This is a genomic window from Candidatus Pantoea deserta (genome assembly GCF_003813865.1).
Lineage (GTDB): Bacteria > Pseudomonadota > Gammaproteobacteria > Enterobacterales > Enterobacteriaceae > Pantoea > Pantoea deserta.
Genome location: NZ_RMVG01000002.1, coordinates 27,996 through 47,500 on the forward strand (window position 1 = coordinate 27,996; position 19,505 = coordinate 47,500).

The following is a 19,505-nucleotide window of genomic DNA, read 5'->3' on the forward strand; positions in this document are numbered from 1 at the left end:
AGAGTTTGCCTGAGCGTCTCGCTATCGTAATCCGGTAAACCAATGCCAACGGAGCCGATAATGAGCACGCCAGAAAATAACGATAATGCCGCCGCCGCCGGTAAATGCCCTTTTCCTCATGGAGCATCGCAAGAAAAAACCACCGACCAGAGTGGCGCTGACGCCGGTAAATGTCCTTTCCATCACGGCGCGTCCGAAGAAAAGAGCGTATTAGCGCGCGGCGCAGGTAGCGGTACCACTAACCGCGACTGGTGGCCCAACATGCTGCGTGTTGATCTGTTGAACCAGCACTCCAGCCGCTCCAACCCGCTCAGCGACGATTTCAACTACCGCGAAGAGTTCAGCAAGCTCGACTATTCGGCGCTGAAAGCCGACATTCGCGCGCTGCTGACCGATTCGCAATCCTGGTGGCCAGCCGACTGGGGCAGCTACATCGGCCTGTTTATCCGTATGGCATGGCATAGCGCCGGCACCTACCGCACCGTTGACGGTCGCGGCGGCTCTGGCCGTGGTCAGCAGCGCTTTGCGCCGCTTAACTCCTGGCCGGATAACGTCAGCCTGGATAAAGCGCGTCGCCTGCTGTGGCCGGTGAAGCAGAAATATGGTCAGAAAATTTCCTGGGCCGATCTCTACATCCTGGCGGGCAACGTCTCGCTGGAGAACGCGGGCTTCCGTACCTTTGGTTTTGGTGCCGGTCGTGAAGACGTGTGGGAACCGGATATGGACGTAGACTGGGGGAACGAAACGGAGTGGCTGGCGCATCGCCATCCGGAAAGTCTGGCTAACGCGCCGCTCGGCGCGACCGAAATGGGCCTGATTTACGTTAACCCGGAAGGACCGGAAGCGAGCGGCAACCCGGCTTCGGCCGCGCCTGCTATCCGCGCCACCTTCGGCAATATGGGCATGAACGATGAAGAGATCGTGGCGCTGATTGCCGGCGGCCATACGCTGGGTAAAACCCACGGAGCCGGCGCGGCCAGCCATCTCGACGTCGATCCGGAAGCCTCTCCGATTGAAGCCCAGGGCTTTGGCTGGGCCAGCAGCTACGGCAGCGGCTCCGGCGCCGATGCCATTACTTCGGGCCTGGAAGTGGTCTGGACGCAAACGCCGACCCAGTGGAGCAACTACTTCTTCGAAAACCTGTTCAAATATGAGTGGGTGCAGACGAAAAGCCCGGCGGGCGCGATTCAGTTTGAAGCCAGCAATGCCGACGCGATTATCCCGGATCCCTTTGATCCAGAGAAAAAGCGTAAGCCTACAATGCTGGTGACCGATCTGACGCTGCGCTTCGATCCTGAATTTGAAAAAATCTCGCGCCGCTTCCTCAACGATCCGCAGGCGTTTAACGAAGCCTTTGCCCGCGCGTGGTTCAAGCTGACCCACCGCGATATGGGTCCAAAAGCGCGCTACCTGGGTCCGGAAGTGCCGAAAGAAGATCTGCTGTGGCAGGATCCGTTACCGGCGGCGATCCATCAGCCAGATGCCAGCGACATCAGCGAGCTGAAGGCGAAAATCGCGGCGTCCGGCCTGAGCGTCAGCCAGCTGGTCTCCGCGGCCTGGGCCTCTGCCTCGACCTTCCGCGGCGGCGATAAACGCGGTGGCGCAAACGGCGCGCGTCTGGCGCTGGCCCCGCAGAAAGACTGGGCGGTGAACGCCAGCGTGATCCGCGACGTGCTGCCGGTATTGCAGGAGATCCAGAAAGCGTCGGGCAAAGCCTCGCTGGCGGATGTGATTGTGCTGGCGGGTAACGTCGGTATCGAGATGGCGGCCGCAGCGGCGGGCGCGGCGGTGCAGGTGCCCTTTACGCCGGGTCGCGTCGATGCGCGTCAGGATCAGACCGACGTCGAATCCTTTGCTTTGCTACAGCCGCTGGCGGATGGATTCCGTAACTATCGTCGCGTGCAGGGCGGTTCCTCCACCGAGACGCTGCTGCTGGATAAGGCGCAGCAGCTTACCCTGAGCGCGCCGGAACTGACGGTGCTGCTGGGTGGTCTGCGCGTGCTGGGTACCAACTTCGACGGCAGCGATCGCGGCGTGTTTACCGATCGCCCTGGCGTGCTGAGCACTGACTTCTTCGTTAATTTGCTGGATATGCGCACCGCATGGCGCGCCACCGATGAGAGCGAAGAGCTGTTCGAAGGCCGTGACCGTCAGAGCGGCGAAGTGAAGTACAGCGCCACCCGCGCCGACCTGGTGTTTGGCTCCAACGCTATCCTGCGCGCGCTGGCGGAAGTTTACGCCAGCAGCGATGCGCAGCAGAAGTTTGTGACCGACTTCGTAGCCGTGTGGACGAAGGTGATGAACCTGGATCGTTTCGACCTGTAATGGCGTAACGAGTAAAATGGTAAAGCCGCAGCTAAACGCTGCGGCTTTTTTTTTGGCGGTATCCAGTATGCTACTTCAGCGTAAAGCCATCGGCATCGCGCCAGGCCGGAAAGCGCTCGCGATACGCGGTCAGCGTCTCCAGCGACAGCGTGGCGTCGAGCCGCGCCTGGGAAAACGGCTCGGCTTCACTGAGGATCTCGCCCAGCGGCGAGACAATCCGGCTGTCGCCGCTGTAGCTGTGCTGGTTGCCGTCGCTGCCGACGCGGTTGCAGCCCGCGACATAAGCCTGATTCTCAATGGCGCGCGCCAGCAGCAGCGCCTGCCAGTGCAGGGCGCGCGGCGCCGGCCAGTTAGCGACGTACAGCGCCAGATCGTAATCGTTGTTGTTGCGGGCAAACACCGGGAAGCGCAGGTCGTAGCAAATCTGCGGCAGGATACGCCAGCCGCGCCACTCAAATACCTCGCGCGTTTCGCCCGGCAGATAGTGATGATGCTCATCCGCCATGCGGAACAGATGACGCTTGTCGTACTGATGTAGCGTGCCGTCTGGCTCTACCAGCAGAAAGCGGTTTACCGCGCCTTTCTCTGTCTGGATCGCCGCGCTGCCGCCGACCAGCGCGTTGCTCGTCTCGGCGTGCTTATGCAGCCACTCCACTACCTGCGCCTGCGGCAGCGAACGCTGCGCCGCCTCCATAGCGAAGCCGGTGGTAAACATCTCCGGCAGCACAATCAGATCGCGGCCCGTGATGCCCTCAAGCACCCTGTCGAAATGACGCAGATTCGCCTCGCCGTCCATCCAGTGCAGGGTTTCCTGCAAAACCGTTATGTTTAAATCCGACATAAGCGCTCCGCGGCGGCGTCAAGCGTCGCTTCCTGTTTGGCAAAGCACAGGCGAATCAGCTTGTGCGGGAAAGGACCGGCGCAAAACACCGACAGCGGAATCGCCGCGACGCCGACCTCTTTTGTCAGCCACTGACAGAAGCTAACGTCGTCGAGATCGGAAATCGCGCTGTAGTCCGCCAGCAGGAAGTAGGTGCCTTCGCACGGCAGCACCTTAAAACGGCTCTTCTCCAGCGCCTGCGCCAGACGGTCGCGGCGCGCGCGATAAAAGTCGGGGAGTTCGCGGTAGTGCGCTGGCTCGTTGCGCAGCATATCGGCGATCGCCAGCTGCGCGGGGGTATTCACCGCAAAGGTCAGATACTGATGTACTTTGCGGATCTCGGCGCTGATAGCGGCAGGCGCAACGCTGTATCCTACTTTCCAGCCGGTCATATGAAAGGTTTTGCCGAAAGAGGAGACGGCCACAGCGCGCTGGCGCAGCTGCGGATGCGCCAGCACGCTGGCGTGGCCCGCCTCATCAAAACAGATATGTTCGTAGACTTCGTCGCTCAGCACATAAATTTCCTGCCCGGCAATCGCCTGCCACAGCGCCTCAAAATCCGCTTTGCGCCAGACGGTAGCGGAAGGATTATGCGGCGTATTGAGAATGACCAGACGCGTCTTGCTAGAGAGCAGGCTGGCAAACTCCGCCCAGTCAACGCGAAAGCCCGGCGGCTGGAGCGCGATGCGCTTTAGCACGCCGCCGGACAGCTCCACGGCAGGCGCGTAGCTGTCATAGCTTGGGTCGAAACAGATAACCTCATCGCCCTGGCGTACCAGCGCGGTGATCGCCGCATAGAGCGCTTCGGTCGCGCCTGCGGTAACGGTAATGTCGCTGTTGACGTCGGGGCGGTGGCCGTACAGCTCGGCGGTTTTGGCGGCGATGGCTTCACGCAGCGGCAGCGCGCCGGTCATGGGCGCATACTGGTTGGCGCCCTGGCTGACGTGCCAGGCCAGACGCTCCTGCAAATAGCGCGGGCCATCAAAATCGGGGAAGCCCTGCGAAAGATTAATGGCGTTGTGCTGCTGTGCCAGCGCGCTCATCTGGGTGAAAATCGTGGTGCCAAGAGCGGGCAGTTTGCTCTCCGGCGTCAGGTTGTGCTGCGTCATTGTTAATTGCCTTAAGCGCGAATGTCGTTGCGGAGTAACCCTGTGTTGAAGCCACTATAAACAGGATGTTAATATTTGGCAATCGAGACGCTTAGACGTCTAAACCCACCCTACAGGATGCTGAAACGCTATGTCGCAACTCTCTCCGCTTGACCAGCTGGTGGCCGCCTGCCACTGGATTGGCGCTAAAGGCTGGGCGCCCGCCACCGGCGGCAATATGTCCGTTCGTGAAGATGGGCGCTTCTGCCTGCTCAGCGAATCCGGCAAAGATAAAGGCAGCCTGACGCGCGATGATTTTATACAGGTGGAGATTGCCACTAATAGCGTGCCGTCCGGACGCAGACCTTCGGCGGAAACCGGGCTGCACACCCTGATTTACCGGCTGTTTCCCGATGCGGGCGCGGTGCTGCATACCCATACGGTAAATTCAACGGTGCTGTCGCGCGTCGAAAAAGGCAGCGCGCTGCGGCTGGAGGGCTACGAAATGCAGAAATCGCTGGCGGGCCAGCGTAGCCATCTTGAAGAGGTGGCGATCCCGGTGTTTGATAACGATCAGGACATTGACGCGCTGGCGCAGCGGATTGAGGCCTACGCCGCAGCGACGCCGTTCCGTTACGGTTTTCTGCTGCGCGGTCACGGATTGACCTGCTGGGGCCGCGACGTCAGCGAAGCGCGCCGCCATCTGGAAGGACTGGAATTTTTGTTTGAGTGTGAACGCCAACGTCGCCTGCTGGAGGCCCTGTGATCCGCGCTATTGTTACCGATATTGAAGGCACCACCAGCGATATTCGCTTTGTACATGATGTGCTGTTTCCCTATGCGCGCGAGCATCTCGCGGCCTTTATCCGCGCGCAGCACAGCGATCCTGAAGTCAGCGCGGCGCTCGATGCCGTACGCGCCGAGGCGGGGCAGCCGGATGCCGATATCGAGGCGGTGACGCAGATCCTGCTGGGCTTTATGGACGAGGATCGCAAGTCTACCGGGCTAAAAGCGCTACAGGGAATGATCTGGCGTGACGGCTATGTCAACGGCAGTTTTACCGGTCATCTCTATCCTGACGTGCTGCCTGCGCTGCGCTGCTGGCGGGAACAGGGCGTCCAGCTTTACGTTTATTCTTCCGGTTCGGTAGCGGCGCAAAAACTGTTATTTGGCTACAGTGATGAAGGTGATATTACTGGCCTGTTTAGCGGCTATTTCGATACCCGCGTCGGCGCCAAGCGTGACGTCGCTTCGTACCGCGCTATCGCTGAAAAAACCGGCCTGCCCGCTGAGCAGCTGCTGTTCCTCTCCGACATTCGTCAGGAGCTGGATGCGGCAGCGGAAGCCGGATGGAATACCGTACAGTTAATTCGCGGCCCCGCTGACAGCGAAAGCCGCCATCATCAGGTGAACACCTTTTCCGGAGTCGTTTTAGCATGAGTGCATTGACCATTTTTACCGATACCGAAGCCACGCTGCCGGTGTGGCACAGTACCGATGCGGAGATGATCCGTGAACGGCTGAATGCAAAAAATGTGCGCTTTGAGCGCTGGGCGGCGGATCGCGATTTAGGTGAAAATCCTGAGCCTGCCAAAGTGATCGAGGCCTATCAGCACGCGATCGATCGGCTGGTGGCGGAGAAGGGCTATCAGAGCTGGGACGTAATCAGCATGCGCGCCGACAATCCGCAAAAAGAGACGCTGCGCGCGAAATTTCTTTCCGAGCATACCCACGGCGAAGATGAAGTGCGTTTTTTTGTTGAAGGCGCGGGCCTGTTCTGTCTGCATCTGGATGGACAGGTGTACCAGATACTGTGTGAGAAAAACGATCTGATTTCCGTGCCTGCGGGCACGCCGCACTGGTTTGATATGGGATCGTCGCCAAACTTTACCGCGATCCGCATCTTCGATAACCAGGAGGGCTGGGTGGCGCACTTTACCGGTGACGCTATTGCCGACGCCTATCCGCGCCTGCCATAAGATGAGGCTTATGCGCCCGGCAATAGCGATGGCCTTGCCGGGCCTGACTTAACCGCTTAGCGCGCGTCCGCCGACGGCTGAAACACGCCTGCCGCTACCGCTTCAGGCGTCACCACGCCCGTATCCAGTACCCAGCCGCTAATCAGCGCCGCCGGCGTCACGTCGAACGCCGGGTTAAAGACCGCCGCCGTTTCCGGCGCCCACTGCACGCTGCCAAAGCTGCCTGCCACGCCGGTCACTTCGCTGGCGGCGCGCTGCTCGATGGGAATATCTCTGCCGCTGGCGCACTGGCGATCCAGCGTGGTATGGGGAGCGGCGACGTAAAATGGAATGTGGTGGTAGTGCGCCAGCACCGCCAGGCTGTAGGTGCCAATCTTGTTCGCGACGTCGCCGTTAGCCGCAATGCGATCCGCGCCCACCCAGATAGCGTCAACCTGGCCGCTGGCCATCAGACTGGCCGCCATCGAATCGGTGATCAGCTGATAAGGGATCGCCAGCTCGCCCAGCTCCCATGCGGTCAGACGTCCCCCCTGCAACAGCGGGCGCGTTTCATCGACCCAGACATTAGTCACCTTGCCCTGCTGATGCGCGCGGGCGATCACCCCCAGCGCTGTGCCGACGCCCGCTGTCGCCAGCCCGCCGGTGTTGCAGTGAGTTAACAACCGGCTCCCCGGTCTGACCAGCGCGCTACCGGCTTCGGCGATGTTATCGCACAGCTGGCGATCTTCCGCCACCAGTCGCAGGGCTTCCTGGCCTAAAGCGAAAACAAAATCCGCCTGCGTCAGCGCCAGCTTCATCCGGTCGAGATTATTCATCAGATTAACGGCGGTGGGGCGGGCCGCACGCAGCACCTCCAGCGACTGCGCCAGCTCCTCGCGGGCTGCGCCCTGTTCCGCCAGCAGCGCCAGCAGCAGCGAGGCGGAAAGGCCAATCAGCGGCGCCCCGCGCACGCGAAGCGCATGAATATGCCCCACCAGCTGCGCCACGTCATGCGCCGGCAGCCAGTTTTTTTGCTGCGGCAACGCCTGCTGATCGAGTATCCAGAGCTGATTGTCACGAACCTGTAAGCTGGTGGTTTGAAGCGTTTGCATCATCTGTGAAATCCCTGTTGCGTTATTGTCGCGTATTGTGCCAACATGCGGAACGGATGTATAGACGTCTGAACGGCTTATTACAGTGCCCTGGCGGGGTTTTCGTTTCAGAGATTTTTTGAGAGGAATGGCAATGTCGCAATACCGTACCTTCACCGCGGCGGATGCCGTTGAATATGCCAGAGAATTTGGCGGCGTGGACGATCCGGCCTCGCTGAGCGAGGCGCAAGAGATTGGTGACGGTAATCTCAACCTGGTCTTTAAAATTTTCGACCGTCAGGGAAAGAGTCGGGTTATCGTCAAGCAGGCGCTGCCTTATGTGCGTTGCGTCGGCGAATCCTGGCCGCTGACGCTGGATCGCGCGCGGCTGGAAGCGGAAACCCTGACTGAGCACTACAAATATTGCCCGCAGCACACCGTTAAGGTGACGCATTACGATCCCCAGCTGGCGGTGATGGTGATGGAGGATCTCTCCAGCCATCGCATCTGGCGCGGAGAGCTGGTAAAAGGCGCTTATTACCCGCAGGCCGCGGCGCAGCTGGGGGAATATCTGGCGCAGACGCTGTTCCATACCTCTGATTTTGTGCTGCATCCCCACCAAAAAAAGGCGGAAGTGGCGCGCTTTATCAACCCCGAAATGTGCGAAATCACGGAGGATCTGTTCTTTAACGATCCCTATACCGATCATGCGCGCAACAACTATCCACAGGCGCTGGAGCCGCTGGCCGCCAGTTTGCGCACCGACGACGCGCTGAAGATCGCCGTCGCCGGATTAAAGCATCGCTTTTTCGCCCATGCCGAAGCGCTGCTGCACGGCGACATTCACAGCGGCTCTGTTTTCGTTGCCGACAACAGCCTGAAAGCCATTGACGCCGAGTTTGGCTATTTTGGTCCCATCGGCTTCGATGTGGGCACGGCGCTGGGCAACCTGCTGATCAACTACTGCGGTCTGCCAGGCCTGTTGCCGCCGCGCGAGGCGGCGGAAGGGCGCGAGCTGCGGCTCAACGACGTTCGCGAGGTGTGGAACACCTTTGCCGCGCGCTTCCTGGCGCTGGCGGAAGCGAAGACCTCAGATGTCGCGCTGGCATATCCCGGCTATGCGCAGGCGTTTCTGCGCAAGGTGTGGGCCGATACCATCGGCTATTGCGGCACCGAGTTGATTCGCCGCACCGTCGGCATGTCGCACGTCGCGGATATGAAGCTGATTAAAGATGAGGCGATGCGCACCGAATGCATTCGCAGCTGTATTACGCTGGGACGCACGCTGATTCTGGCGGCCGATCATGTGGAAGATGTCGATGCGCTGATTGCGCGCATTCGCCAGGCCGGTTAGGGCTGAGGATTTATTTTTATCGTTGATGGGGCAGGGACCGAAGAGCGACGCCTGGCGCGACAGGGAAAAATCCAGAAAGCGCTGTCGCCCAGCGCAGCGCGCGAATAGTCGCTGTTCGCGCGGGCCGGGCTGGCATGGACGCCGTTTGTACCGCTTGCGGGCGACTATGCCGCCCGCGCAAACGCCTTGCTCGCTAACCGCAGTGTTACGCCGCCTCGCTTTCCCGCGTCGCCTTCATCACGGGCTGCTTCACCGGCACCGCCAGCGCATCCGCGTCAAACTCATCTACGTTGATAGCGCGCAGGCGACTCGCCTCGGCACGGGTCAGCACCTCGGCTTCCGCCGCGTCGATCCAGCCTGCTTTCAGCGCCTGCTGCGCCAGCGCGTCCAGTCGGGTAAATGAGAAGTGCTGTTTCTGCTGTTTGCACAGACGATCGTGGATCGCTTCCGCCGCCATCACCTCCTGCAAGGCCTGCTCCAGCTGGCCCGCCGGATTATGCTCGCTCGGCGTCAGATACTGGCCGCGTCCCAGACGCGTACGCGTCGCGGAAGGCAGTTGCAGCAGCTTCGCCAGCTTGTGGTCCAGACGATCGCTCGGCGCCGGGCAGTGCTTACCGCCAGCAAAAATCATCATACGCAGCGCGCCAGCCGCCAGCGGACTGGGGAAGTTGCGCAGCAGATCCTCAATCGCCTGCTCAGCCTGATGTAAGGCATCCTGCACGCCCCAGTGCACCAGCGGCAGATCCGCCTCGTGGCGGCCTTCATCGTCATAGCGCTTCAGGGTGGCTGAGGCGAGATAGAGCTGGCTCAGCACATCCCCCAGACGCGCCGAGATGCGTTCGCGACGTTTCAGGCTGCCGCCCAGCACCGCCATCGACACGTCAGCCAGCAGGGCCAGGTTGGCGCTCAGGCGGTTGAGATGCTGGTAATAGCGGCGCGTGACGTCGCGCGTCGGCGAGGCGCTGCCGCGTCCGGCGGTCAGGCCGAGCCACAGGCTGCGCACGGCGTTGCTGCCTACATAGCCGATATGGCTGAACAGCGCGCTGTCAAAAGCGTTAAGATCGTGGCTGGCCGCCGCCGCCATCTCTTTCAGCACGAACGGATGGCAGCGGATTGCGCCCTGGCCGAAGATGATCATGCTGCGCGTCAGGATGTTCGCGCCTTCTACCGTAATGGCGATAGGCGCGCCCTGATAGGCGCGGGCGAGGAAGTTATTGCGGCCCAGCATAATGCCTTTGCCGCCCGCAATATCCATCGCATCCACGATAGCGCGCTGGCCGCGATGGGTGCAGTGGTATTTTACAATCGCCGACAGCACCGCCGGTTTTTCACCCTGCATAATGCCGGTAGTGATCAGCGTGGCGGCGGCGTCCATAACGTAGGCGTTGCCGGCAATGCGCGCCAGCGGCTCCTCAATGCCTTCCATCTTGCCGATAGAGACTTTGAACTGACGGCGAATATGCGCATAAGCCCCGGTCGCCAGCGCCAGACTTTTCAGGCTGCCGGTGGAGTTAGAGGGCAGGGTAATACCGCGTCCGACGGACAGGCACTCGACCAGCATACGCCAGCCCTGACCGGCCATCTGCGGTCCGCCGATGATAAAATCGATCGGCACAAAAATATCCTTGCCGCGTGTCGGGCCGTTCTGGAACGGCACGTTAAGCGGAAAGTGGCGCTTGCCGATCTCTACGCCTGGGGTGCTGGTGGGGATCAGCGCGCAGGTAATGCCCAGCGACTCGGTGTCGCCCAGAAGGCGATCGGGATCGGAGAGCTTAAAGGCCAGACCCAGCACGGTCGCCACCGGCGCCAGCGTAATGTAGCGCTTGTTCCAGGTCAGGCGCATGCCCAGCACCTGTTTGCCCTGCCATTCCCCCATACAGACCACGCCGGTGTCAGGAATCGATCCCGCGTCGGAACCCGCTTCCGGGCTGGTCAGCGCAAAGCAGGGAATGTCCTCGCCGCGCGCCAGTCGCGGCAGGTAGTGTTTTTTCTGTTCGTCAGTGCCGTAATGTTGCAGCAGTTCGCCGGGGCCGAGTGAGTTAGGCACGCCCACGGTGATGGCCAGAATGCCCGACACGCCCGCCAGCTTTTGCAGCACGCGCGCCTGCGCATAGGCGGAAAATTCCAGTCCGCCATACTCTTTCTTGATAATCATGGCGAAGAAACGCTGCTCTTTCAGCCAGGCCCAGAGTTCCGGCGGCAGATCGGCCATTTCATGAGTGATCTGAAAATCGTTCGCCATGCGGCAGGCTTCTTCAACCGGGCCATCAAGAAACGCCTGCTCTTCCGGCGTCAGGCGCGGCTGAGGATAGTTATGCAGCTTCTGCCAGTCGGGCTTGCCCTGAAACAGATCGCCTTCCCACCAGGTGGTGCCGGCGTCGATGGCCTCTTTCTCGGTGCGCGACATCGGCGGCATCACCTGCTGAAAGCGCTGCAACATCGGCTTTGAGAACATTGAGCGACGCATGGTCGGCAGGTTAAAAGGCAGCAGAATAATCGCCAGCGGCAGCAGCAGCCAGGGCGTCCAGACCTGCGCCGCTGACCAGGCTGCGGTCCACAACAGCAGAATGGCGCTGCTCGCCGCCAGAGAGACGCGGTGGTAGAACAGGGCGCTGATCAACACCAGCGTCGCAAGTATCGACACAACTATCATAATCACAGCTCCGTAGTAGTAAGAGGTCTGACCTGTTATTGGTAGAGGTGTATGATACCGGGCGGCAATTAGCAATTTGTTTACATCGCAATTACAACCTCACTCACAAAATCGCCTCGTTCTCTGTCCCAGACCAACGGGGTTTCGCGCGGCGCATGCTTTGCGGCAACCCGGCATTCCGTTAAACTTGCAGAGTCACTCTTTTACTAACAAGGACATCCCCTATGTACCAGGACATCATTCGCTCTGAGCTGAATGAAGCAGCGGATACGCTTAATAAATTCCTCAGCGATGAGGCGAATATTCATGCGATTCAGCGCGCGGCGGTGCTGCTGGCCGATAGCTTTAAAGCAGGCGGCAAAGTGCTCTCCTGCGGCAATGGCGGCTCACACTGTGACGCCATGCACTTTGCGGAAGAGCTGACCGGACGCTATCGCGAGAACCGCCCCGGCTACCCGGCGATTGCCATCTCCGACGTCAGCCATCTCTCCTGCGTCAGCAACGATTTCGGCTATGACTATGTTTTCTCGCGTTACATCGAGGCGGTTGGCCGTCCGGGCGACGTGCTGCTGGGACTGTCCACCTCCGGCAACTCGGCCAATATCATTAAGGCGATTGAGGCCGCGCGCGCGCAGGGCATGAAGGTCATTACGCTGACCGGCAAAGACGGCGGCAAAATGGCGGGCACGGCGGACATCGAGATTCGCGTGCCGCACTTCGGCTATGCCGACCGCATTCAGGAGATCCACATTAAAGTGATCCATATCCTGATGCTGCTGATTGAAAAAGAGATGGTGAAATAGAGACGCTGGCCGCCGGCAAGCAGGCTGGCGGTCTTTTTGACTAAGGCGGTAGCTATGTGCGAATTGCTCGGGATGAGCGCCAATGTGCCAACCGACATCTGTTTCAGTTTTACCGGCCTGGTGCAGCGCGGCGGCGGAACCGGGCCGCATAAGGATGGCTGGGGCATTACCTTTTATGAAGACAAAGGGTGCCGCACCTTTAAGGATCCGCTGCCCAGCTATAACTCGCCGATTGCGCGCCTGGTGCAGGAGTATCCGATTAAGTCTCATTCGGTGGTGGCGCATATTCGCCAGGCGAATCGCGGACAGGTGTCGCTGGAAAATACCCATCCCTTTACCCGCGAGCTGTGGGGGCGCAACTGGACCTATGCTCACAACGGTCAGCTGAAAGGCTATCGCCAGCTGGAAACCGGCCATTTTCGACCGGTTGGCGAAACCGACAGCGAAAAGGCATTTTGCTGGATCCTGCACAAGCTGGCGACGCGCTACCCGCGCACGCCCGCTAACTGGCCGGCGGTGTTTCGCTATGTGGCGGAACTGGCGGGAGAGCTGCGGCAGAAGGGGGTCTTTAATATGCTGCTGTCGGACGGACGCTATCTGATGGCGTTTTGCTCCACCAATCTTTACTGGATCACGCGGCGCGCGCCGTTCGGCAAAGCGCAGCTGCTCGATCAGGACGTAGAGATTGATTTTCAGCAGCACACCACCGCCAACGACGTGGTCACGGTGATCGCGACGCAGCCGCTGACGGGAAATGAAACCTGGCACCGCATCGTGCCAGGTGAGTGGGCGTTATTCTGCCTTGGAGAGCGCCAGGAATGATTTAGAGGCGGCGACGGGATTGACCATCACCGGGCTGCCGTTCATCACATAGCTGCCGCTGGCGACATTGACCGTCGGCGGCTGATGATACTTCGCGAAGTAAGCATAGCCGGGTTGCAGCTCGCGCCAGAAGCTGGCGTAGGTCGAGTAACGGTGACGCTGCATATTGCTGTCGGTCATGCGGAACGGGAAGATGTTGATGTCCACCTGCGGCTGGCCGTTACGCAGCGCCGCGTTCACGTAGCTAAAGATCTCATCCATATAGGCGTCAGTCATGGCGTAGCAGCCGATCGACTTACAATCGCCGTGAATCATCAGATAGTTGCCGGTATAGGCGTGGTCGCGGTCGTACTGATTAGGGAAACCGACGTTGATCGCGCGATAAAAACGGCTGTCTGGCTTGAGCTGATTCAGCCTGACGCTGTAAAACCCTTCCGGACTCTTAAAATCGCCTTCGCGACGTTTCGGGCCGAGACCGCCGGAAAAGTTACAGATGCGATAGGTATCCAGCAGGCGAAACTCATTGCCGATTTTGCCGTACAGCTCCAGCGTACGTTCTTCCTTGAAAATCTGAATATAAACTGGCGTGCCAAGTAACTGTTTCTTTAATTCTTTGCTCACCGCTGTCGACGTCTGCTGTGTCGGTTCGGGAGTCATTGCCATGCTGAGGGCTGGCATTAAAATCATCGCAAACAGAAGTGCGATTTTGCCCATGCTGTGTGTACCTTGAGTGAGGAAGAACGGTGACGCAAAATGCGTCTCAGACTTGCATAATCGGAAAACTCCGCTACCGCAGCGCAACATTAGCATTGTCTGTTTTTTTATCAAGACGCCGCTGGGTAAATTCGCGCTTTCCTGAGGTGTTGACGGCCAAAAATTTGTAAACTTTAGTCGCGCAATACGCAACGCCGTTTTATCCGCTGATACGCCACAATTTTTGCATCTGTACATCTATACAGTATCATAAGGTGTGACGAAAACCGGACGGCGAGCAAGCGTGAAAATCATACATGTCGATATGGACTGCTTCTATGCAGCGGTGGAGATGCGCGATAATCCAGCATTGCGCGACATTCCCATTGCCATTGGCGGCAGCCGCGAACGACGCGGCGTGATCAGCACGGCGAACTATCCGGCGCGCAAATATGGCGTGCGCAGCGCTATGCCGACCGCGATGGCGCTGAAACTGTGTCCGCACCTGAAGCTGTTACCGGGGCGTTTTGACGCCTATAAGCAAGCCTCGCAGCAGATCCGCGACATATTTCTGCGCTATACCCCGCTTATCGAACCGCTCTCTCTCGACGAGGCCTATCTGGACGTCACCGACAGCCAACACTGTCACGGCTCCGCCACGCTGATCGCCCGCGAGATCCGCCAGACCATTTTTCAGGAGACGGGGCTGACCGCCTCGGCGGGCATTGCGCCGATTAAGTTTCTCGCCAAGATAGCCTCCGATCTTAATAAACCAGACGGGCAGTACGTGATTACGCCGCAGGAGATGCCCGACTTTTTGCTGTCGCTGCCGCTGGCGAAAATTCCCGGCGTCGGCAAAGTAGCCACAAAAAAGCTGGAGGAGATGGGACTCTATACCTGCGCAGACGTACAGAAAGCCGACGTCGCCCAGCTTCTCAAGCGCTTCGGCAAATTCGGCCGCGTGCTGTGGGAGCGCAGCCACGGCATCGACGAGCGCGGTGTGGTGGTGGAGCGCGAGCGCAAATCCGTTGGCGTCGAGCGCACGCTGGCGGAAGATATTCACAGCTGGGAAGCCTGCCTGGAGATTATCGACTTTCTCTACGCGGAGCTGGAGCGTCGTCTGACGCAGGTGCGGCCCGACAGGCAGATTGCGCGGCAGGGCGTCAAACTCAAGTTCAACGATTTTCAGCTCACCACGCAGGAGCATATCTGGCCGGAGCTGAATAAAGAGGATCTGATCGCCGTGGCGCGTAAAACCTGGGATGAGCGGCGCGCCGGGCGCGGCGTGCGGCTGGTGGGATTGCACGTCACGCTGCTCGATCCGCAGCTGGAGCGGCAGCTGCTGCTGGGGCTGTAATGAGCAGGAAAAAATCAGTGGCGGCGCGGCATTATGGGGCAGTGCCAGCGCGGATAGTCTCGCCCGATCGCAAAACCGCTGTTCGTCACCCCTGACCGCTCGGCCTGCGCCAGTCCGCACCTCATCCTTGAGGTGCGCCCGTATCGGGCCAGCGCACAGCGTTGTTCAAACACGCTCCCGGCGTTTTTGCGCTTTGCTCTTCGGCTTGCTAAGCCATGGCGCCGTCTGTGAAAGCTTAAGGCGCCGGATAGGTGTAACGGCGGTGAATCGCCTCCAGCGCGTCCAGCACTTCGGCATCCAGCGTCAGATTAAAGCTGTCGATATTGGTTTTCAGCTGATCAAGGGTGGTGGCGCCCAGCAGCGTGCTGGCCACAAACGGCTGCTGACGAACATAGGCCAGCGCCATCTGCGACGGATCCAGCTGGTGCTTCTGCGCCAGCGCCACATATTCCGCAATGGCCTGCTGCGACTGTTCGCTGCTGTAGCGCGTAAAACGGCTAAACAGCGTATTGCGCGCGCCGGCCGGTTTCGCGCCGTTCAGATACTTGCCGCTCAGCGTGCCGAACGCGAGGCTGGAGTAGGCCAGCAGCTCTACGCCCTCATGCTGGCTAATCTCGGCCAGTCCTACCTCGAAGCTGCGGTTCAGCAGGCTGTAGGGATTCTGAATGGTGACAATGCGCGGCAGCTCGTGTTTTTCCGCCAGCTGTAAATAACGCATCACGCCCCAGGCGGTTTCATTGGACACGCCGATATAGCGGATCTTGCCCGCGCGCACCTGCTCGGCCAGCGCTTCCAGCGTCTCCAGCAGCGTAACCGGAATGGTGTTTTCGCTGTACTGATAGCCCAGCTTGCCGAAATAGTTGGTCTGGCGCTGCGGCCAGTGCAGCTGGTAGAGATCGAGGTAGTCGGTATTGAGACGCTTCAGGCTGGCATCCAGCGCTTCGCGGATATTTTTGCGATCCAGCGCCTGATGCGGACGAATAGAGGCGTCAGCGCCGCGAACCGGGCCGGAAACCTTGCTGGCGAGGATTACTTTGTCGCGACTGCCGCGCTTCTTCAGCCAGCTGCCGATGTACTGTTCGGTCAAACCCTGGGTTTCCGGGCGCGGCGGCACCGGGTACATTTCAGCGGTATCGATAAAGTTAATGCCGCTGGCGATGGCGAAATCGAGCTGCTCATGGGCGTCGGCTTCGCTGTTCTGTTCACCAAAGGTCATGGTTCCTAATCCCAGCTGACTCACTTCCAGCGTGCTATGAGGGATGCGGTGATAGTGCATAGCCGTCTTCCTTATTCTTATGGAATGTAATGGTGCGTCCTGTTGGACTATAGCGCGTCAGTCAGCGGGGAAGGAAGTGGGGAAAATCGGGGAAATCGCCTGTCCAGACAAATTACCGGGCAGGCGACTTAAAAAGGCACTTAACGCTCAATAATGGTCGACACTTCGTCGCCATTAATCTGTACTTCATGACCGGACTGATCGACATATTTCACCAGGCCCGTTTCTTTATCGATGGTCGGCTTGCCTTCCGTCATGATCATCTGTCCATCTTTGGTTGCCATAACATAATCTGAGCTGCATCCGCTCAGGGTCGCCACGGCCAACATCAATACTGCTACGCTTGCCAACTCTCTCATTACGTTTATTCCTCTCACTCCCGCCAGCCTGAAGGTTGCGCCAGCTGCGCGTGCCCTTTCACGGGCGCACAGCATCAACTGCAAAAAGTGTAGTAATAAATCGTTTTAGCGCGTTGCGTTATCGCATGAATCCGAAAATAAACGGGCGGCTCATGGCCGCCCTTGACTTTTTACGCCGCGTTTTTCTTGCTGCGCATCAGGTTAAGGCACTCCACGGCCATCGAGAAGAACATGGCGAAATAAATGTAACCTTTTGGTACATGCACTGCGAAGCTTTCGAGGATCAGGGTGAAGCCCACCAGAATCAAAAACGACAGAGCCAGCATTTTGATCGACGGGTGGCGATCGACAAATTCGCCAATGGCCCGCGCGGCGAACATCATCATCAGCACGGCTATCACCACCGCCGCCATCATAATAAACAGGTGGTCAGAGAGTCCCACCGCGGTGATCACCGAATCCAGGCTAAAGATAATATCCAGCAGCATGATCTGCACAATCGCGCCGAGGAAAGAGTGAACGTTGGTTTTGTGCTCCTCTTCGCCGCCCTCAATGGTCTCGTGGATCTCCATGCTCGATTTCCACAGCAGAAACAGACCGCCGCCAAGCAGGATCAGGTCGCGCCATGAAAAGGCGTGATCGAACAGGGTAAAAACCGGATGGGTCAGACGCGCGACCCAGGCAATGGAGGCCAGCAGGCCGAGACGCATTAGCATCGCGCCCATCAGGCCCAGACGGCGGGCGCTGGCCTGCTGGTGTTTTGGCAGCTTCGCCACGACCAGCGACAGAAAAATAATATTATCAATGCCCAGAACCACTTCGAGGATGGTCAGCGTGCCCAGTGCCAGCCAGGCATTGGGATCGGTTATCCATTCAAACATGCTTACACTCAATGTTAAACGAAAAGTAAACGGCGATTATACGCATGCGCTGATACGCACTTACAGCAAAAAATGGCGCGCCAGCAGCGGGGCGGTAAAGCTCTTCTTCAGGTAAAACCCGCGCGGCAGCGTCATAATCGGCTCGCCATGTTCGCCAATGCCTTCGGTAAGCGCGCGGCTGTTAGCGGCTTTGGGCCGGATTTGCAGCCAGGCGCCGTGGCGGGCCGTAATGCGTTCAACCTGACCCAGCACGATCATATCCATCAGCTCTTCCCAGTCCTGACGCAGCATGCGCTCTTCTTCTTCATCTGGACTCCACAGCAGCGGCGCGCCGACGCGGCGCTGCGCGAGGGGAATGGCGCGGTCGCCCTCCACCGGGATCCACAGCACGCGCGCCAGCTTATGGCGCACATGGCTGGTTTCCCAGGTCACGCCGCTATTGCCGGTCAGGGGAGCGACGCAAACAAAAGTGGTTTCCAGCGGTTTGCCCTGTGCATCAATGGGAATGGTTTTCAGCTCGATGCCGAGGTGGGCGAAGTCCTGTTCCGCCTTGCTGCCCGCGCTGGCGCCCAGATAGCGCTCCAGCAGCATGCCTACCCAGCCTTTATCTCGCTTCAGATCGGCAGGCATGGGCAGGCCGGCCTGACTGGCCAGGGTTTGCAGCGTCTGGCCCGCCAGCGCATGGGCGCGCGCCAGCAGGATCGCTTCATTTTCAGGCGGGGCAGGGAGTTGAACCATGACAAAGACTCGGCTGGTTAAAAAATGAGCTATCTTTTCCGCTGTCGGGTTTTCCACAGCGTAGACAGAAGAAAAGAGAGTGATAATAGCATGATTCAACATGCTTTTTTAAGCACAACTCTTTTTAGCCGCGCCTGAAAAAACCAGGTTATCCCGGAATGACGGCAACAATGAACAGGATCTTAAGCTAAGTTATCCACAGAAGAGTGGGATAACCCTGGACAACGCGCGCTACTGGTTCCATTTACAGCCTTGACTTTAGCAAATAAGCCGCTTTTTTAGGCAGCTGTGACCAGGTTTACTCCATTGTCTGTGGATAAAAACGTCGGCGCTTGATCTTTGACCAGTGGCGGGCTGGAGTAAGTCATTTACGAGATTTATGTGCCCGATATTCCGAATAAGACCCGCTTAATATGCTGTTTTAACATGATAAAAATCATCTTTTTGTGCTGTGGCGCAGAGCGGGATGAAAAAGTTTATTCAGCTAATTCCCGTGTTCTGCACAAAGCTATCCACAGAAAACGTGAATAAGATCGACGCTTTACCTGGGTCATTGTTTATAACTTTGGATGATCCTGTGAGTTATCCAGGTTTTACTCGCCGTTCTCCCCGGCAATCCAGTGGTTTACCGCCTGTAAGGAGTGTGAAACAATCAGGCTATTCAAATTTAGCTTTGAGGTAGTCCAGTGATCGATGATGATGGCTACCGCCCGAATGTTGGTATCGTAATCTGTAACAGGCAAGGACAAGTGTTGTGGGCCAGGCGCTTTGGACAGCACTCCTGGCAGTTTCCTCAGGGAGGCATCAATCCGGGTGAAACCGCAGAACAGGCGATGTATCGCGAACTGTTCGAAGAGGTCGGTTTACACCGTAAAGATGTTCGAATACTTGCATCTACCCGTAACTGGTTGCGCTACAAATTGCCAAAACGTTTGGTGCGTTGGGACACAAAGCCGGTGTGTATCGGCCAGAAACAAAAATGGTTTCTTCTGCAGTTGATGTGCAATGACGCGGATATCAATGTGCAACACAGCAGCACGCCGGAATTTGACGGCTGGCGTTGGGTGAGCTTCTGGTATCCGGTGCGTCAGGTTGTCTCCTTTAAGCGCGATGTTTATCGTCGGGTGATGAAGGAATTTGCTGGCGTGGTGATGTCGATGCAGGAGAGTGCCGGGCAGCAGCGCAGCGCGCCAGCCCATCGACGGAAAAGAGGATAGGCCACGCCCT

18 protein-coding genes are annotated in these 19,505 nt (G+C 58.7%); 9 read left to right on the top strand and 9 right to left on the bottom strand.

Annotated elements, in window-relative coordinates; translation table 11 throughout:
• The first annotated feature begins 60 nt into the window (after positions 1-60).
• On the top strand, positions 61-2,325 hold the full coding sequence (gene katG / locus BBB56_RS02755; protein WP_123798588.1) for a catalase/peroxidase HPI: 2,265 nt from the start codon (positions 61-63) through the stop codon (positions 2,323-2,325).
• A gap of 70 nt (positions 2,326-2,395) precedes the next feature.
• On the opposite strand, the gene BBB56_RS02760 is transcribed toward katG, so the two are convergent.
• Complete coding sequence (locus BBB56_RS02760; protein ID WP_123798591.1) at positions 2,396-3,166, bottom strand: amidohydrolase; 771 nt, start codon at positions 3,164-3,166, stop codon at positions 2,396-2,398.
• Positions 3,154-4,314, bottom strand: coding sequence for a pyridoxal phosphate-dependent aminotransferase (locus BBB56_RS02765; protein ID WP_123798593.1), 1,161 nt, complete (start codon positions 4,312-4,314; stop codon positions 3,154-3,156). Before BBB56_RS02765 ends, BBB56_RS02760 begins: the two co-directional genes overlap by 13 nt.
• Positions 4,315-4,444: 130 nt before the next feature.
• Between BBB56_RS02765 and BBB56_RS02770 the strand changes: the two genes are divergently transcribed.
• From BBB56_RS02770 to BBB56_RS02780, 3 genes are read left to right on the top strand one after another with little or no spacing between them, the layout of a single operon-like run.
• Positions 4,445-5,059, top strand: a complete 615-nt coding sequence (locus BBB56_RS02770) for a methylthioribulose 1-phosphate dehydratase (RefSeq protein ID WP_123798595.1) — start codon at positions 4,445-4,447, stop codon at positions 5,057-5,059.
• Positions 5,056-5,733 carry an acireductone synthase gene (gene mtnC, locus BBB56_RS02775; protein WP_123798597.1) on the top strand — a complete coding sequence of 226 codons (678 nt, stop codon included), beginning with the start codon at positions 5,056-5,058 and terminating at the stop codon, positions 5,731-5,733. The genes BBB56_RS02770 and mtnC overlap by 4 nt, the downstream gene beginning before the upstream one ends.
• Positions 5,730-6,272, top strand: a complete 543-nt coding sequence (locus BBB56_RS02780) for a 1,2-dihydroxy-3-keto-5-methylthiopentene dioxygenase (RefSeq protein ID WP_123798599.1) — start codon at positions 5,730-5,732, stop codon at positions 6,270-6,272. The genes mtnC and BBB56_RS02780 overlap by 4 nt, the downstream gene beginning before the upstream one ends.
• A 56-nt stretch (positions 6,273-6,328) precedes the next feature.
• On the opposite strand, the gene mtnA is transcribed toward BBB56_RS02780, so the two are convergent.
• A complete protein-coding gene (gene mtnA / locus BBB56_RS02785; protein ID WP_123799414.1) occupies positions 6,329-7,363 on the bottom strand; it encodes an S-methyl-5-thioribose-1-phosphate isomerase in 1,035 nt (344 codons plus the stop codon).
• A 133-nt stretch (positions 7,364-7,496) separates the two neighbouring features.
• Here mtnA and mtnK point away from each other — a divergent pair, with 133 nt between their 5' ends.
• Positions 7,497-8,696, top strand: a complete 1,200-nt coding sequence (gene mtnK / locus BBB56_RS02790) for an S-methyl-5-thioribose kinase (protein WP_123798601.1) — start codon at positions 7,497-7,499, stop codon at positions 8,694-8,696.
• Between the two features lie 205 nt (positions 8,697-8,901).
• Here the strand turns inward: mtnK and fadE are convergent, their stop codons facing one another.
• Positions 8,902-11,349, bottom strand: coding sequence for an acyl-CoA dehydrogenase FadE (gene fadE / locus BBB56_RS02795; RefSeq protein WP_123798603.1), 2,448 nt, complete (start codon positions 11,347-11,349; stop codon positions 8,902-8,904).
• Between the two features lie 224 nt (positions 11,350-11,573).
• On the opposite strand from fadE, the gene lpcA reads away from it, so the two are divergent.
• Both lpcA and BBB56_RS02805 read left to right on the top strand, forming a co-directional pair.
• A complete protein-coding gene (lpcA, locus tag BBB56_RS02800; protein ID WP_123798605.1) occupies positions 11,574-12,152 on the top strand; it encodes a D-sedoheptulose 7-phosphate isomerase in 579 nt (192 codons plus the stop codon).
• Positions 12,153-12,206: 54 nt separating this feature from the next.
• Entirely contained in the window at positions 12,207-12,974 is a 768-nt protein-coding gene (locus BBB56_RS02805) for a class II glutamine amidotransferase (protein WP_123798606.1), read from the top strand.
• On the opposite strand, the gene dpaA is transcribed toward BBB56_RS02805, so the two are convergent.
• Positions 12,945-13,688 (bottom strand): peptidoglycan meso-diaminopimelic acid protein amidase, encoded by a 744-nt coding sequence (gene dpaA, locus BBB56_RS02810; RefSeq protein WP_123798608.1) that lies wholly within the window; start codon positions 13,686-13,688, stop codon positions 12,945-12,947. The two genes, BBB56_RS02805 and dpaA, sit on opposite strands and share 30 nt — an antisense overlap.
• Positions 13,689-13,971: 283 nt before the next feature.
• Here dpaA and dinB point away from each other — a divergent pair, with 283 nt between their 5' ends.
• Entirely contained in the window at positions 13,972-15,024 is a 1,053-nt protein-coding gene (dinB, locus tag BBB56_RS02815) for a DNA polymerase IV (RefSeq protein ID WP_255420529.1), read from the top strand.
• Between the two features lie 235 nt (positions 15,025-15,259).
• Here the strand turns inward: dinB and BBB56_RS02820 are convergent, their stop codons facing one another.
• The 4 genes from BBB56_RS02820 to mutH all read right to left on the bottom strand — a co-directional run bounded on the left by BBB56_RS02820 (position 15,260) and on the right by mutH (position 18,278).
• Complete coding sequence (locus BBB56_RS02820; protein ID WP_123798610.1) at positions 15,260-16,300, bottom strand: NADP(H)-dependent aldo-keto reductase; 1,041 nt, start codon at positions 16,298-16,300, stop codon at positions 15,260-15,262.
• Between the two features lie 140 nt (positions 16,301-16,440).
• Entirely contained in the window at positions 16,441-16,659 is a 219-nt protein-coding gene (locus tag BBB56_RS02825) for a YgdI/YgdR family lipoprotein (protein ID WP_123798611.1), read from the bottom strand.
• 170 nt (positions 16,660-16,829) lie between these two features.
• On the bottom strand, positions 16,830-17,540 hold the full coding sequence (locus BBB56_RS02830; protein ID WP_123798613.1) for a TerC family protein: 711 nt from the start codon (positions 17,538-17,540) through the stop codon (positions 16,830-16,832).
• A 60-nt stretch (positions 17,541-17,600) separates the two neighbouring features.
• Complete coding sequence (mutH, locus tag BBB56_RS02835) at positions 17,601-18,278, bottom strand: DNA mismatch repair endonuclease MutH (protein WP_123798615.1); 678 nt, start codon at positions 18,276-18,278, stop codon at positions 17,601-17,603.
• Positions 18,279-18,964: 686 nt separating this feature from the next.
• Here mutH and rppH point away from each other — a divergent pair.
• A complete protein-coding gene (gene rppH / locus BBB56_RS02845; RefSeq protein ID WP_123798618.1) occupies positions 18,965-19,495 on the top strand; it encodes an RNA pyrophosphohydrolase in 531 nt (176 codons plus the stop codon).
• The last annotated feature ends 10 nt before the right edge of the window (positions 19,496-19,505 follow it).

Bases quoted from the DNA above. Each gene is read 5' to 3' on its own strand.
- BBB56_RS02805 (WP_123798606.1), top strand. From the start codon at position 12,207: ATGTGCGAATTGCTCGGGATGAGCGCCAATGTGCCAACCGACATCTGT.
- BBB56_RS02780 (WP_123798599.1), top strand. From the start codon at position 5,730: ATGAGTGCATTGACCATTTTTACCGATACCGAAGCCACGCTGCCGGTG.
- lpcA (WP_123798605.1), top strand. From the start codon at position 11,574: ATGTACCAGGACATCATTCGCTCTGAGCTGAATGAAGCAGCGGATACG.
- mtnA (WP_123799414.1), bottom strand. From the start codon at position 7,363: ATGCAAACGCTTCAAACCACCAGCTTACAGGTTCGTGACAATCAGCTC.
- BBB56_RS02825 (WP_123798611.1), bottom strand. From the start codon at position 16,659: ATGAGAGAGTTGGCAAGCGTAGCAGTATTGATGTTGGCCGTGGCGACC.
- BBB56_RS02830 (WP_123798613.1), bottom strand. From the start codon at position 17,540: ATGTTTGAATGGATAACCGATCCCAATGCCTGGCTGGCACTGGGCACG.
- fadE (WP_123798603.1), bottom strand. From the start codon at position 11,349: ATGATAGTTGTGTCGATACTTGCGACGCTGGTGTTGATCAGCGCCCTG.
- BBB56_RS02820 (WP_123798610.1), bottom strand. From the start codon at position 16,300: ATGCACTATCACCGCATCCCTCATAGCACGCTGGAAGTGAGTCAGCTG.
- dpaA (WP_123798608.1), bottom strand. From the start codon at position 13,688: ATGGGCAAAATCGCACTTCTGTTTGCGATGATTTTAATGCCAGCCCTC.
- BBB56_RS02765 (WP_123798593.1), bottom strand. From the start codon at position 4,314: ATGACGCAGCACAACCTGACGCCGGAGAGCAAACTGCCCGCTCTTGGC.
- BBB56_RS02770 (WP_123798595.1), top strand. From the start codon at position 4,445: ATGTCGCAACTCTCTCCGCTTGACCAGCTGGTGGCCGCCTGCCACTGG.
- katG (WP_123798588.1), top strand. From the start codon at position 61: ATGAGCACGCCAGAAAATAACGATAATGCCGCCGCCGCCGGTAAATGC.
- mtnK (WP_123798601.1), top strand. From the start codon at position 7,497: ATGTCGCAATACCGTACCTTCACCGCGGCGGATGCCGTTGAATATGCC.
- mutH (WP_123798615.1), bottom strand. From the start codon at position 18,278: ATGGTTCAACTCCCTGCCCCGCCTGAAAATGAAGCGATCCTGCTGGCG.
- BBB56_RS02760 (WP_123798591.1), bottom strand. From the start codon at position 3,166: ATGTCGGATTTAAACATAACGGTTTTGCAGGAAACCCTGCACTGGATG.